The following is a 14190-nucleotide window of genomic DNA, read 5'->3' on the forward strand; positions in this document are numbered from 1 at the left end:
GTAGGGTGCGTAAGTCTGAGTAACCCAGGAAATACCAAGAAATTACTGATACTTACGCACCCTAAAAATTTAAGTATTTGCTAACTCATTAGCCATTGAGTTTCTTTTCTACTAATTCATTGGTGAGTTTAGGATCAGCACGTTTATTGGTCTTTTTCAAAACTTGACCAACAAAGAAGCCTTTGAGGTTGATGTTACCGCTACGATATTTTTCTAGTTCTTTGGGGTTGGCTGCAATTACTTCCTCAACGATGGGTTCTAATACACTGGGGTCTGTAATTAGCTCTTGACCGGCAAAAGCTTTTTCAGGAGACAAGCCAGTTAGTAAGTCTGGTAACTTTTGTTTAGCTTGGGCGTTACTGATTTTGCCACTTTCAATCAGCTTAATTACCTCAGCTAAATTGGCGGGTGTTAAACCAATCTCAGTAATACTGAGTTTTTGCTTGTTGAGGTAGGCGGCGATATCTTGAGTAATCCAGTTAGCGGCGGTTTTAGGATTAGCACCACTGGCAATTACAGCTTCAAAATAGGCAGATGCGCTACTTTCTTCTGTTAAAACTCTTGTATCGTAGGCCGAAAGCCCTAGTTCACTTTCATAGCGGTGGCGTTTTTGGGCTGGGAGTTCTGGAAGTTCACTGCGCCATTGATTTAACTGTGATTCTGACACTTCAATGGGTGCTAAGTCTGGTTCGGGAAAATAGCGATAATCACTAGAACCTTCCTTACTCCGCATACTGATGGTACGTTGTGAACCTTCTTCCCAGAGGCGGGTTTCTTGAATGATGCGTTCTCCTGCTTCTACAGCAGCAATTTGACGTTCAATTTCGTACTCAATGGCGCGTTGAATGGCGTTGAAGGAGTTCATATTTTTAATTTCTACCTTCGTACCAAATTCTTTTTGTCCTACGGGACGAATGGAAATATTCACATCACAGCGTAGAGAACCTTCTTGCATATTGCCATCGCTGACACCGAGATAGCGCAAAATCCGCCGTAATTCTTGGGCATACTCAGCTGCTTCTTGTCCTGAACGGATATCCGGTTCAGAGACGATTTCCACTAATGGCACACCTGCACGATTGTAATCTACCAGCGAATAGGTAGAACCAGACAAGCGATCGCTACCAGCATGGACTAATTTCCCTGCGTCTTCTTCCATATGTAGGCGCGTAATCCCAATACGTTTACGCGTGGGATTCCCGTCTGCATCTACTAATTCAATCTCTAACCAACCATGTTCTGCAATGGGGAGGTCATATTGAGAAATTTGATAATTTTTCGGTAAATCTGGGTAAAAATATTGTTTACGGTCAAATTTGCTATATCTAGCGATTTGACAATTTAATGCCAATCCTGCTTTCACAGCGTATTCTAGAACTTTTTGGTTAAGTACAGGCAAAACCCCTGGTAAACCCATACACACTGGGTCAATATTAGTATTGGGATCAGCACCAAAGGCTGTAGAGCTATTAGAGAAAATCTTGGTATTTGTACTTAGCTGACAGTGGGTTTCCAAGCCAATAATCGCTTCATACTCAGTTTTTACGCTCGTAGCAGCAGTCATAATATTAAATTCAACAAGTTCACGTAGATTCCTATTTTAGCTTTCACGGGGACTAGGCATCGGGAATTGGGCAGGGGGCAGAGGGCAGGGGGAATGGGTAATGGGGACTGGGGACTGGGGACTGGGGATTGGGAACTGGGGATTGGGGACTGGAAGGTAGACAAGATAGAAGAGGAGAAAAACTAATGACTAATGACTAATGACTAATGACTATTTACTAAAATTAAAACTCTTCTAATAAATTCATCAATGCGTTCAATTCTGGCTCATCTTGTGAATCTGATAGCTGATTTTTTAAATCTAATAGCTGACTTTCGATTGCTGCTGCAACATAATTCATATTAGATGCCCTGGCAATTTTTAGCTGTTTTTCTTTGATTCTGATTTTTCTGAGCAGTTCATCCACAAAATCAACGGCATTGCAATCTTGAGAAATCATACCCTGATACCTTTTTAAAATCTCCAAAAATTCAGTTAAATTCGCAATTTTAGTGAAAAACACTGCAAAGACGTATTTGCAGTAGTTGAAGCATCGGTCTGGTATTAATTTTGTAACTGGAGAAAATTTTTTACTAAAAGCCTACGGTAAAATATTAGACCATCATTCATGGGTACGCTCTACTGCTTCATTTGTTGTTACATTACTTGCGCCCGAAAAAATTGTAAATTTGATATGGACTAAAATCAGCCTTGCAGATGGGACAAAATGTCATCAATGCCGACACTTTCTTGGTGTGTGGTTTGGGCAATTTGGGGCAATATTGCGTATTATCTCTCAAGGAGTTTGGGGTAACAGTTAACGCGATTGAGGCGGTTAATCGTCAAAGCTGGGAAATCCCTGGCTTACCGGATGCAATTGACAACTTAGTCATCGGTGATTGTTGTCAAACTAAAATACTGGAACAGGCGCAAATTCGCCAATGTCGAGCCATTCTGATGGTAACAAGTGATGAGCGCGTTAACATTGCTGGGGCTTTTGCAGCGCGATCGCTCAATCCCGATATCCGGCTTGTCATTCGTTCCTCCCAAGAAAACCTCAATGATTTACTCAGTGCAAGTTTGGGTAATTTTGTCGCCTTTGAAGCTACGCAGTTACCCTCTAAAAGTTTTGCTTTAGCCGCTTTGGGGAGTGAAACCACGGGCTTTTTTACTTTAGAAAATTATTTTCTCAAAGTAATGCAAGTTTCTATTGATGTGGGACATCGTTGGCGCAATTGTTGGCAAATTTACGAACTCAACACCAGTCATCGCCGCATCCTCACCCACAACCGAGCCGGGGAATCCCCAACGCAGACATTCTATCAATGGGATGCAGATGCTGTCATCCACCCAGGAGATATAATCACTTACATTGAAGCTACGGAAAATCTAGTTTATCGCTCGCAAAAACCAGCTAATCATATCAAGCATCTTTGGCTGACTGTATTGTCAACTATCACCAAGACAAATCTGCGTGAGCAGCTGATTCAATTTTGGGTAGAGAGTAGCCAAACTCGTCGTGTAGCTTTGATGAGTTGTTTAGTGATGGTGAGTTTATTTTTTGGCGGCGCATTCCTTTATAAACTGCAATATCCCCAACTAAGTTGGCAATCTGCCCTAAATATCTCATTAATTCTTAGTTTAGGGGGTTATGGTGATATATTTGGCGGCATAGAACAGTCATTTCCGATTGCTTGGTGGCTACATTTATTCAGCATTGCTCAGACTGTAGCTGGTACGGTATTTGTCGGGATTCTCTATGCAGTAATGACTGAGCGTATCTTAGCTGCTAGATTTCAGTTTTCTATCCGTCATTTACCCATACCTAAATCAGATCATGTGGTGTTGATTGGTTTGGGAAGAGTAGGAAAACTAGTGGCACACCTCCTGCAAGAATTAAAACAACCCTTGGTAGGAGTCCACCCCCATGATATAGACCCCAGTTTACTGCCACCCATACCCTTAATTGTGGGTAACATCAAAAATGCTTTACATAGAGTCAATCTGGCCACTGCTAAAAGTGTAGTTGTGGTGACAGATGATGAGGTGACAAACTTAGAAATTGCCTTGATGACCTATGCAGTCAATCCCAAAGCCTGCATCGTCATTCGCACCGTTGACCCGCGTTTTAGTCAGAATATTGCCAGATTACTACCTCATGCGAGGGTTTTGGGAGTATACGAACTAGCGGCTGAAGCTTTTGTGGGTGCGGCTTTTGGAGAAAATATTCTCAATCTCTTTCGTCTACACAACCAAACTACTTTAGTTACCGAATATCGAATTGAAACTAACGATACTCTCAATGGGCGATTATTAGCAGAAATTGCCTATGGTTATGGAGTAGTACCGATTCTTCACGCGAGAAATAGCCAGCGCACACCGAAGTTTATGCCCTCTGATGATCTTAGGTTAGTTGTAGGCGATCGCTTAGTAGTTCTAGCTACTATTGAAGGACTACAGCGAGTAGAACGGGGGACTATGTTACCCCGTCAATGCTTAGTGCAAGTAGAAAAAGCCGTGTCGCAAGAAGCAGTTTTTGAAGGTGCAGCCTTAATTTCCCGCATATCTGGCTGTGATATGTATCTTGCTCGCACCTTGATGAATCAATTACCCGCCACTCTACAGTATCCTCTCTACAAACACCAAGCCCACCGCCTAGTTAATGAGTTAACGAAATGCCAAGTATCGGCTCATATTCTTGAAAAGGGTGTAGGGGTATAAAAATAATAAGTAAAACTAATCAAAAGTATTGCGTTTATAAAATTCTGAGGACTTGATAAAGTTTTGTAAAGCAGTGTAAATTATACTCACAGGCAAAAACAAAACCGCCTGATACATACATCAACCAAACCGCAATCATAAAAAAATGACAGCAACCTTACAACAGCGCAAAAGCGCAAACGTATGGGAGCAGTTCTGCAACTGGATCACCAGCACCAACAACCGCCTATACATCGGCTGGTTCGGCGTATTAATGATCCCCACCCTGCTAGCTGCAACCACCTGCTTCATCATCGCCTTCATCGCTGCACCTCCAGTAGACATCGATGGTATTCGCGAACCCGTTGCAGGTTCCTTAATCTACGGAAACAACATCATCTCCGGTGCAGTTGTTCCTTCTTCTAACGCGATTGGTTTACACTTCTACCCCATCTGGGAAGCAGCATCCTTAGACGAGTGGTTGTACAACGGTGGCCCATACCAATTGGTAATCTTCCACTTCCTGATCGGCGTATTCTGCTACCTCGGTCGTGAATGGGAACTATCCTACCGCTTAGGAATGCGTCCTTGGATCTGCCTAGCATTCTCCGCACCAGTAGCAGCAGCAACCGCAGTATTCCTCATCTACCCCATCGGACAAGGTTCCTTCTCTGATGGTATGCCCTTGGGAATCAGTGGAACATTCAACTTCATGATCGTGTTCCAAGCAGAACACAACATCCTAATGCACCCCTTCCACATGTTAGGTGTGGCTGGTGTATTCGGTGGTAGCTTGTTCTCCGCAATGCACGGTTCCTTGGTAACTTCTTCCTTAGTTCGTGAAACCACCGAAAACGAATCCCAAAACTACGGATACAAATTCGGACAAGAAGAAGAAACCTACAACATCGTAGCTGCACACGGTTACTTCGGTCGCTTAATCTTCCAATACGCGTCCTTCAACAACAGCCGTTCCTTGCACTTCTTCCTAGCTGCATGGCCTGTAATCGGCATCTGGTTCACAGCATTGGGCGTAAGCACAATGGCGTTCAACCTCAACGGCTTCAACTTCAACCAATCAGTGATTGACTCCCAAGGTCGCGTCATCAACACCTGGGCTGACATCATCAACCGCGCTAACTTGGGTATGGAAGTAATGCACGAGCGTAACGCTCACAACTTCCCCTTAGACTTGGCTGCTGGTGAAGTTGCTCCTGTTGCTATCAGCGCGCCTGCTATCAACGGTTAATTCTTCAACTGAGTTTAATAAACTTAGTTAAATAAAAAATACCCTCCAGAAATGGGGGGTATTTTTGTTTGGTTCAAGAGAATAGTTGAGATGGAAGATGGTATAGAATTAACGAAATCAACCCTAATGGAGATGTTACTTGACGGAAAAGAGGACTCGACTACAGGCTAGTGAGATTAAACCCAGGTTGCAAGTTCTAAAAAAGAAAGCTTTATTTATAGAACCTAAGTTGGCATCTAGGATTAAAGAAATTGGAATTACACTATCTAAATATAAAAATGAGCTTCTTGATAAAAAACGATTTTTAATAGAATTTCTGAATGAATTTTATTACGATATTCAAGCTTATATATATGAAGTAAAACCGATTGTTAATTTATCTGAAGCAGAAATAGAAAAATTTTGTCAGCAAAAGAATCTATCTGTAACTGAGTATTACTGGTACAGTGTCATATTCCCTAATTGGTTGAGTCAAGAAGACCCAAAATTTTCTTACTGGATGGAAAAGCTTATACAAGAAGAGTATACTGGCAGCGATGAAGATTTAATTTTAGCTCTAATTCAAACCATTAATGCTAGAACTGACGGCAGTGCTTCAGAACGTTACATTCTAGACTTATCTATGGCTACGGATTTACTGGTTAGTCATTTTCCTACTAAACTTGAGCCTGTATTTGTTCAGCTTACAGGTATTTCTAACTTACAGGATGGACAGCTTAACCCTGATTTTCTGAACAAGCAGCAACGATGGAGTAATACTTTATCATGCTGGAGTATTAAACGGGCTTTACTGGTGGCTCATGATGCACAAGTGAACACTCCAGACAATCTACTCAAGTTAGCAGATGTTATGCTTAAAGAAAGTAGCGATCGCCCTGCCAATTTTGTTGATATGATAACCTTCACTGGATAGTATTATGACTAAAGATGTAAAGATTTATAATCAGTCCAGTTCTGAGGTAGATGCTGATTATCTGGCAGCATCCCAGCAATTGCAGCTAGATAAACAAAATTATGGTGCTGATTATATTCATCTTTATGTTGATGATATAGACGGTGATTGGCTGGAAAATTGGGATTGGGAAGAAGATTTAGTAGATTATATTGAAGCTTTTTATCATCATTGTGAACAGGAAAATTATCAATTTGCTTTTGATACTTTGAATAGTTGTGATGATATTTTAAATCAGCCAGAAAATCATGAAAAATGTTTAGAACTCTATAGTTATTTGATTCAAAAATTAGAATCATTAGAAATTGCAAAACAGGCTGAGATAAATAATCAAGATATTTTGGCACAAGCTAAACAGAGTGTTTTAAACTTGAAAAATAATAGATCAAGAGAAAATATGTCAGAAGAAATTACTTTTCCTATAAACGAGCGAAAAATCACTCGTATAGAATATATACGAAAACTTTTAGAAAAAATTCACAATGGAGTGATTAGAAAGACTTGGAAATTTCAAAATGAATTTATAAGGCAAGATAGTGAACATTATTATAATCTAAAAGCAACGGCTTATATTGCTGATTTTTTGGTAAAAGTAGAAGTATGGGAAACTTTCGATGCAGCATCTTATTACTTAATTATAAAAAATGGTGTGAATCCAGAAGAAAAAATAGTTCATGAAAGATATGATAATTGTGAATTTGATCGTGGGTGGAGTAATCCAAATTTTAACTATGAAGAACTTAAATTAATAAAAGAGTATTTAGAAAAGATTGAGCAAGCAAATTGGCAGTCTAAGTTCTCTGATTTAGATGCTTTACCTGAATAAAATATTGTAAATAACTATTGCCTCGACTGCATCCGACAGGCAATCAACAAAATAAGTCTTATTCTGATTAATCTTGATTTAAAGTAATAAAAAGCATTTTCTGAAAAAAAGATGCTTTTTTATTTTATGAGAAGCCGTAGTTGGTTAGATACCGTGTGTCGTAAAGAAATCTTCCCATGACAATACTACCTGATCTGCCCAGCTTAAAATGTTATATTGATTTCCTTCTAATGTAGAAATTACAAGTATAAACCCTGTCACAGGAATACTACTAGAACAAGTAATGCTTGTCATACTTACCTTTAGTGGAGAATCCCCAATACCGGTTGCCGTTGATCTTGCAGATGTTAAAATTCGATGTTTACTACCATTACATAGGTCAGCACAGATACTTAGAAACTCATGACTACTAACATAGTGTTCAACATCTTGAGGAGTAAAAGTTGTTGCTTCCTGCTTTAACCAATCTTTTAGATGATATGCGGTTACTACAAAATTGAATATGGCATCAGCTATTCTCTTATGATCTTGGCTGTTAACAGATTCATACAATTTATCTTTGTCTCGGTATACTTTACCAAATAAATCTCGTGCTGAATTATACCAGTAATTTAGACCAGGGATAGGGCTAGGCATAATTATTTTAATAAAGTTACATAAACTATTATAATCAGTATTTTTACATTTTACAAAATGGTCACTGTATGTATACGAGATATTCGTTCTTTTAGACTATTGGCAATTAATTTTGACTGAAACTCTAGGTACAATACATAAGCTTCATCCTTTTTCCTGAATACTATGGGCAATACTTTTGGACATCTATTTCGGATCACTACTTTTGGCGAGTCTCACGGCGGAGGCGTGGGGGTTGTGATTGATGGTTGTCCTCCGCGACTGGAAATTTCGGCTGAAGAAATTCAAGTAGAGTTAGATAGAAGACGACCAGGACAAAGTAAAATTACTACTCCCCGTAAGGAAGCAGACACTTGTGAGATTTTGTCTGGGGTGTTTGAAGGTAAAACCCTGGGGACACCAATCTCGATTTTGGTGCGAAACAAAGATACTCGTCCCCAAGACTATGACGAGATGGCGCAAAAGTATCGTCCTTCCCACGCGGATGCTACCTATGATGCAAAGTATGGGATTCGCAATTGGCAAGGTGGGGGCAGGTCGTCAGCCCGTGAGACAATAGGGAGAGTAGCAGCAGGTGCGATCGCTAAAAAAATTCTCCGTCAAGTTGCGAATGTCGAGGTTATCGGTTACGTCAAGCGCATCAAGGATTTAGAGGGTGTAGTTGACCCCAACACCGTCACGTTAGATGAAGTAGAAAGCAATATTGTGCGCTGTCCTGATGGGGATTGCGCGACCAAAATGATTGAATTAATTGAGCAAACTGGTAGACAAGGTGATTCTATCGGTGGTGTGGTGGAATGTGTGGCGCGCAATGTTCCCAAAGGTTTGGGTGAGCCTGTATTTGATAAATTGGAAGCTGATATTGCTAAAGCTGTGATGTCTCTCCCTGCAAGTAAAGGTTTTGAAATTGGTTCAGGTTTTGCTGGGACGCTATTAACAGGAATTGAACATAACGACGAATTTTATATAGATGAAAATGGGGAAATTCGCACCGTAACTAATCGTTCTGGTGGAATTCAAGGCGGTATTTCTAATGGGGAAAATATCATTTTGCGAGTTGCATTTAAGCCTACGGCTACCATTAGAAAGGAGCAAAAAACAGTGACGCGAGAGGGTGAAGAAACATTATTAGCAGCGAAGGGAAGACATGATCCCTGTGTTTTACCCCGTGCAGTTCCAATGGTAGAGGCAATGGTGGCGTTAGTTTTGTGCGACCATTTGTTACGCCATCATGGTCAGTGTAAGATGCTGTAATTTTGATAGCGATCGCCTGATTTCAAGTATGAATGATTTTGGCGATCGCTGATTAATTAAAGTTAGGGAATATGACCAGATTTATTCATGACCAGTTTGCAAAAGACTATCTAGAACAAATACTCACTCCCTACGGTGAAGTCCAAGCAGCGCGAAGAGTAGCAGGTGAAGTTAGAGAAATTGATGTTTATTTCATCCCCAAATCCCAATCAAGCACTATTCCTGAAAACTTTGGATTATTATCACAATTAACTACTACACCTGCATTATTTGAACCGTTTCGCAATGCTGCATCTATTACAGAAATTTGCGATTGTCTTTTAAAATTACTAGAGGTGCGGGGAGATTTGCAACGACAAGCAAATCGGAATGACACACGCCTGCTTGACTCTGACTTACCAAAATTATGGATTCTCACCCCCACAGCATCAGCACCACTTTTATCAGGATTTGGTGCTACTCTCCACGCTGACGAATTACCTGGAGTTTATTTTCTTCCAGAACACCTTCGTACAGCTATCATCGCAATTCATCAATTACCCGTCATTACTGAAACGTTGTGGTTGCGAATCATTGGTAGAGGGAATGTCCAAAAACGAGCGATAGATGAACTAGAATCACTGAATCCTGATAATCCTTTTCGCCAAGCAGCGTTAGAATTACTATACAACTTGCGACAGAATTTACAATTAACTCACAGTCAAGATGAAGATGATCAGGAGTTAGTTATGCGGTTAGCACCACTTTATCAACAAGACCGAGAACAGGCTATACAAGAGGGTGAAGAAAGAGGGATTCAACAAGGAGAAAGATTAGTAGTAGAAAACTTACTCAAAGTTCGCTTTGGAGAATTGGATAATGAACTGCAATCAATTATTCAACCTTTATTAGAGTTAAATCCAGAGGAGTTTACCCCCCTGCTTTTACAATTATCTCGTGAAGAATTAATTACTAGATTTTGCCAATAATGCTGATTAAAGTAGCATAATGGAGAGTTAAAATTATTATCATAATTTCAGCGATCGCCTGTCTCAACCATTCTCTAAAAACCTATCATTTTGTCTGAAAATGAAAATACTGGAAGAAGGTACTATTGAGTATCTTCTTTATTGTTTGTGTATAATATATCGCTAATATTTATATGAATTTCATTACAATTTTAGGGTTAGCAGCCGCTACATTAACCACCATTGCTTTCTTACCACAAGTCTTGCAAACATGGCGGACAAAATCAGCAAAAGATGTATCATACACTATGCTGATTACCTTTATGAGTGGTCTATTTTTGTGGTTAATGTATGGAATTTATCTCCAAGCTTGGCCAATTATTTTCGCTAACGGCACAACTTTAGCTCTCAACTTTGTAATTCTGTGGCTTAAAATTAAATATAGATAAGTCTTTATCAACTAACCGTTATCAAAATATCTGCCAACTGTTCCCTTTCACCTAATTTAATTAAACACCTGTGACATCTTCTTTATTTACTGCTGAACGCCTGTTATTTACCCCTGCTACGCCGGAAAACAACGCCATACCACTGATATTCGCTTTCCCTAATGAGTATACAGTAGGTATCACTAGCTTGGGCTATCAGGTAGTTTGGGCAACTTTGGCGATGCGTAATGATGTGCAGGTGAGTCGTTTATTTACTGACACGTCCGAATCACTTCCTAGACGGCCGGAAATTTTGGGATTTTCGATTTCTTGGGAATTAGATTATGTAAATATTTTAAATCTATTGGAATCTCTAGAAATTCCTATTAGAGCAAATAACCGTGATGATTCTCATCCTATAGTTTTCGGTGGTGGCCCAGTTCTCACGGCTAACCCTGAACCTTTTGCGGATTTTTTTGATGTCGTTTTATTAGGAGATGGGGAAAATTTATTAGGGAATTTTATAGAAGCTTATAAAGAAGTGAGAAACGCTTCTAGACAAACTCAACTGCAAGCACTGGCACAAGTACCAGGAATTTATATACCGAGTTTGTATACAGTAGAGTATCAAGATTTAGATGGGGAAATTAGTTCTATTCAACCAATTTCTTCAGAAATTCCTGCCGTGGTGCAGAAGCAAACTTATCGTGGAAATACTCTCTCAGCCTCAACTGTGGTGACTGAAAAAGCGGCTTGGGAAAATATTTTCATGGTGGAAGTGGTGCGGAGTTGTCCAGAAATGTGCCGCTTTTGTTTAGCTAGTTATTTGACTTTACCTTTTAGAACAGCGAGTTTAGAAAGTTCTTTAATTCCGGCAATTGAAAAAGGGTTACAAGTAACAAATCGCTTGGGTTTATTGGGTGCTTCTGTTACACAACATCCAGAATTTGAAACTTTATTAGATTATATTAGTCAGCCAAAATATGATGATGTGCGCCTGAGTATTGCTTCAGTTAGAACTAATACGGTGACAGAACAGTTAGCGAAAACTTTGGCAAAACGAGACACGCGATCGCTTACCATAGCTGTAGAAAGTGGTTCGGAAAAATTACGCCAGATCATCAATAAAAAGCTACACAACGACGAAATCATCCAAGCAGCCATTAATGCGAAAGCTGGGGGCTTGACAGGCTTAAAACTCTACGGCATGGTAGGTATTCCAGGGGAAGAACCAGAAGATTTAGAAGCCACAGTTACCATGATGCGGAGTGTGAAAAAAGCCGCGCCAGGACTACGCCTCACCTTTGGTTGCAGTACGTTTGTACCGAAATCCCACACACCCTTTCAATGGTTTGGGGTAAATCGTCAAGCAGAGAAGCGGTTGCAGAGGTTACAGAAACAACTCAAACCCCAAGGTATAGATTTTCGCCCAGAAAGCTATAATTGGTCGATTATACAGGCTTTGATATCGAGGGGCGATCGCCGCATTTCTCAACTGCTGGAACTTACCCGCAACTTTGGCGACTCCTTGGGAAGCTACAAGCGCGCTTTTAAGGAACTCAAAGGTAAAATTCCCGATTTAGATTACTACGTCCATAATAATTGGTCACATCAGCAGATATTACCCTGGAGTCACTTGCAAGGGCCATTGCCACAGTCTACACTACTAAAGCATTTGGCAGAAGCGACTAGTCATAACAATTTTGGATTTTAGATTTTGGATTTTGGATTAAATTGATACTCAAAAAGTAAATGCAAAACACAGCTGAATTTTATTGCGCCTATTGTGGTGAACCCAACTTAACTTTTATTGACTTGAGTGCTGGGGGACAACAATCTTATGTGGAAGATTGTCAAGTTTGCTGTCGTCCTAATATTTTATATATCCGAGTGGATGAAGATACCCTAGAAATTGAAATTGATACTGAGTACGAAGGCTAGTACGAAAAGGTAAAAGTAAAAAGGCAAAAGTAAAAAGAAAAAATGCTTATTTTGTCAGCTTTCTCATTGTTTTAAACAGGGTTGTTTATTTATGCTGTGTTGTACTAGATTTTAGGTTTCTCTTTCCATGCTGTACTTTCAACATTCTTCAGTTATTGACGCGCCAGTAGAAGTAGTTTGGCAATTCCACGAAAGACCAGATATCTTACAGCTACTAACCCCACCTTGGCAACCTGTGCAAGTAGTTCGTCGTGAGGGAGGACTTGCAGTAGGCGCAGTTACAGAGTTTCGCTTGTTTCTCGGACTTTTACCATTAACTTGGTTAGCACGCCATACTGAATGCGAGAAAAATCACTACTTTACTGATGTCCAGATATCCGGCCCTTTCGAGTCTTGGATACATCGCCATCTATTTGTAGCAGAAGGTAATAAAACCAAGCTGACTGATGATATTTCCTACATTATGCCTGGAGGCGAGACTGTAGAATTTTTTAGCGGTTGGTTAGTACAAACGCAGTTAGAAGCGATGTTTCGCTATCGTCATTTTGTGACTAAGCGAGAGTGTGAATCTAAGTAAGAAAACTGAGGCAAAATCAAGTCAAATTTCGGATGTGAGAGTTCTCAATTGTTGATTGGGAACAATATTCTTATGAAAATTGAGCAGGGATTGCATTATGCCTCAAATTCAACTTCTCACTCCCGAACAAGAAGCTTTTATCCCTGAATATCAGGAAAAATGGAGACCCATTTATCTATCGACTCAACCTATTGACCAAATTAGAGCTGAAGCATCTGTTAAAGCCGTCTATACGGTTATGGGTCAAAGAGAACCAAAGGTAATGTTCTCTACTAGTCCATATGCTGCACTACAACAACTTCGGGAAATCGCACAAAGCAATACAAATCACTCCTCACAACCTAGTCAAACAGACCCTTTTTTATTTATTAAAGCTGTTTGGGAAACCTTCAAGTTGATTAATCAAAAACGTCAAGCAGCCTCCCAGCCAATACAGAAATTACATGAGCAGCTTTCTAGCGCAGCACATCAACATTTAATACAAGAAATAGAGCGTCAAATCCCTAATGATTTAACAACGCAAGATATTGTCGAAAATTCTTTTGTTAATTCATCACCACTAATTGATTCCCTTGGTAAACGGCTAGACAGTCAAGGAAATTCAGATGTTTCCGCAGCTATGCGAGAGAAACAACCAGAAGAATGGCAAGAGTCATTTCAAATGACTGCTAATAATGTTGATGCTCAATTATCTTGGCTACCAGCAAAAAAAATGCTCTTTCGCGGATGGTTGAAGCAGATGTTACAAGGTACGTTAACCGCTAAAGTACACGGCGTTGATCATCCCCAATTTCAAGGTGCTATCTTTAACACCTTAGCACCATCAGAACAAAAAATCATGTTTGAGCATTCACCAATAATTGTTACAGACTTAATAATTAACTGTATTTGGTTAGATTTTGCTTTTTCTGTGTTGAATTATCCTCATGATGTGAGGAAATGGACAGCATTGCAAAATCTGGTGCAAAATTGCGGTTGGATTTTGATAGTAAATGACACTTGTATTGTTTGCGATCGCCCCATGCAAATTCTACTAGATGAAAATCATCAATTGCACGCCGAAAATCAACCTGCGGTGAAATTTCGAGATGGTTTTAGCATTTATGCACAACACGGCACAATACAAACACATTAATT

The 14190-nt window shown here is 39.9% G+C and carries 14 protein-coding genes; 11 read left to right on the forward strand and 3 right to left on the reverse strand.

Annotation, left to right across the window (positions count from 1 at the left end; all coding sequences use genetic code 11):
- Positions 1 to 88 precede the first annotated feature (88 nt).
- Both gatB and CLI64_RS17665 read right to left on the reverse strand, forming a co-directional pair.
- Positions 89 to 1564 carry an Asp-tRNA(Asn)/Glu-tRNA(Gln) amidotransferase subunit GatB gene (gene gatB, locus CLI64_RS17660; RefSeq protein WP_103138430.1) on the reverse strand — a complete coding sequence of 492 codons (1476 nt, stop codon included), beginning with the start codon at positions 1562 to 1564 and terminating at the stop codon, positions 89 to 91.
- Between the two features lie 223 nt (positions 1565 to 1787).
- Positions 1788 to 2003: a hypothetical protein gene (locus CLI64_RS17665; RefSeq protein ID WP_103140779.1), complete on the reverse strand. Its 216-nt coding sequence runs from the start codon at positions 2001 to 2003 to the stop codon at positions 1788 to 1790.
- Positions 2004 to 2260: 257 nt separating this feature from the next.
- On the opposite strand from CLI64_RS17665, the gene CLI64_RS17670 reads away from it, so the two are divergent.
- The 4 genes from CLI64_RS17670 (at position 2261) to CLI64_RS17685 (ending at position 7270) form a co-directional block, all read left to right on the forward strand.
- Positions 2261 to 4264 (forward strand): NAD-binding protein, encoded by a 2004-nt coding sequence (locus CLI64_RS17670; RefSeq protein ID WP_103138431.1) that lies wholly within the window; start codon positions 2261 to 2263, stop codon positions 4262 to 4264.
- A gap of 145 nt (positions 4265 to 4409) precedes the next feature.
- Entirely contained in the window at positions 4410 to 5492 is a 1083-nt protein-coding gene (psbA, locus tag CLI64_RS17675) for a photosystem II q(b) protein (protein WP_103135588.1), read from the forward strand.
- 187 nt (positions 5493 to 5679) lie between these two features.
- Positions 5680 to 6405, forward strand: a complete 726-nt coding sequence (locus tag CLI64_RS17680) for a hypothetical protein (RefSeq protein WP_225977380.1) — start codon at positions 5680 to 5682, stop codon at positions 6403 to 6405.
- Positions 6406 to 6409: 4 nt separating this feature from the next.
- Positions 6410 to 7270: a hypothetical protein gene (locus CLI64_RS17685; RefSeq protein WP_103138433.1), complete on the forward strand. Its 861-nt coding sequence runs from the start codon at positions 6410 to 6412 to the stop codon at positions 7268 to 7270.
- Between the two features lie 144 nt (positions 7271 to 7414).
- On the opposite strand, the gene CLI64_RS17690 is transcribed toward CLI64_RS17685, so the two are convergent.
- Positions 7415 to 7906, reverse strand: coding sequence for a hypothetical protein (locus tag CLI64_RS17690; RefSeq protein ID WP_103138434.1), 492 nt, complete (start codon positions 7904 to 7906; stop codon positions 7415 to 7417).
- A gap of 165 nt (positions 7907 to 8071) precedes the next feature.
- Here CLI64_RS17690 and aroC point away from each other — a divergent pair, with 165 nt between their 5' ends.
- From aroC to CLI64_RS17725, 7 genes are all read left to right on the forward strand, one after another.
- Entirely contained in the window at positions 8072 to 9160 is a 1089-nt protein-coding gene (gene aroC, locus CLI64_RS17695; protein ID WP_103138435.1) for a chorismate synthase, read from the forward strand.
- A 71-nt stretch (positions 9161 to 9231) separates the two neighbouring features.
- Positions 9232 to 10128, forward strand: coding sequence for a hypothetical protein (locus CLI64_RS17700; protein WP_103138436.1), 897 nt, complete (start codon positions 9232 to 9234; stop codon positions 10126 to 10128).
- A gap of 173 nt (positions 10129 to 10301) precedes the next feature.
- Positions 10302 to 10556, forward strand: coding sequence for a SemiSWEET family sugar transporter (locus tag CLI64_RS17705; RefSeq protein ID WP_103138437.1), 255 nt, complete (start codon positions 10302 to 10304; stop codon positions 10554 to 10556).
- A 70-nt stretch (positions 10557 to 10626) separates the two neighbouring features.
- Entirely contained in the window at positions 10627 to 12249 is a 1623-nt protein-coding gene (locus CLI64_RS17710; protein ID WP_103138438.1) for a radical SAM protein, read from the forward strand.
- Positions 12250 to 12287: 38 nt separating this feature from the next.
- Positions 12288 to 12476 carry a CPXCG motif-containing cysteine-rich protein gene (locus tag CLI64_RS17715; protein WP_015139820.1) on the forward strand — a complete coding sequence of 63 codons (189 nt, stop codon included), beginning with the start codon at positions 12288 to 12290 and terminating at the stop codon, positions 12474 to 12476.
- Between the two features lie 127 nt (positions 12477 to 12603).
- Complete coding sequence (locus tag CLI64_RS17720; protein WP_103138439.1) at positions 12604 to 13053, forward strand: SRPBCC family protein; 450 nt, start codon at positions 12604 to 12606, stop codon at positions 13051 to 13053.
- Between the two features lie 97 nt (positions 13054 to 13150).
- Complete coding sequence (locus CLI64_RS17725) at positions 13151 to 14188, forward strand: DUF6745 domain-containing protein (RefSeq protein WP_103138440.1); 1038 nt, start codon at positions 13151 to 13153, stop codon at positions 14186 to 14188.
- Positions 14189 to 14190 lie beyond the last annotated feature (2 nt).

This window comes from Nostoc sp. CENA543, from assembly GCF_002896875.1.
Lineage (GTDB): Bacteria > Cyanobacteriota > Cyanobacteriia > Cyanobacteriales > Nostocaceae > Trichormus.

What these genes read in the sequence shown, in the direction of transcription:
- gatB (WP_103138430.1), bottom strand. Translation starts at nt 1,564, where the DNA reads ATGACTGCTGCTACGAGCGTAAAAACTGAGTATGAAGCGATTATTGGC.
- CLI64_RS17665 (WP_103140779.1), bottom strand. Translation starts at nt 2,003, where the DNA reads ATGATTTCTCAAGATTGCAATGCCGTTGATTTTGTGGATGAACTGCTC.
- CLI64_RS17670 (WP_103138431.1), top strand. Translation starts at nt 2,261, where the DNA reads ATGGGACAAAATGTCATCAATGCCGACACTTTCTTGGTGTGTGGTTTG.
- psbA (WP_103135588.1), top strand. Translation starts at nt 4,410, where the DNA reads ATGACAGCAACCTTACAACAGCGCAAAAGCGCAAACGTATGGGAGCAG.
- CLI64_RS17685 (WP_103138433.1), top strand. Translation starts at nt 6,410, where the DNA reads ATGACTAAAGATGTAAAGATTTATAATCAGTCCAGTTCTGAGGTAGAT.
- CLI64_RS17690 (WP_103138434.1), bottom strand. Translation starts at nt 7,906, where the DNA reads ATGCCTAGCCCTATCCCTGGTCTAAATTACTGGTATAATTCAGCACGA.
- aroC (WP_103138435.1), top strand. Translation starts at nt 8,072, where the DNA reads ATGGGCAATACTTTTGGACATCTATTTCGGATCACTACTTTTGGCGAG.
- CLI64_RS17700 (WP_103138436.1), top strand. Translation starts at nt 9,232, where the DNA reads ATGACCAGATTTATTCATGACCAGTTTGCAAAAGACTATCTAGAACAA.
- CLI64_RS17705 (WP_103138437.1), top strand. Translation starts at nt 10,302, where the DNA reads ATGAATTTCATTACAATTTTAGGGTTAGCAGCCGCTACATTAACCACC.
- CLI64_RS17715 (WP_015139820.1), top strand. Translation starts at nt 12,288, where the DNA reads ATGCAAAACACAGCTGAATTTTATTGCGCCTATTGTGGTGAACCCAAC.
- CLI64_RS17720 (WP_103138439.1), top strand. Translation starts at nt 12,604, where the DNA reads ATGCTGTACTTTCAACATTCTTCAGTTATTGACGCGCCAGTAGAAGTA.
- CLI64_RS17725 (WP_103138440.1), top strand. Translation starts at nt 13,151, where the DNA reads ATGCCTCAAATTCAACTTCTCACTCCCGAACAAGAAGCTTTTATCCCT.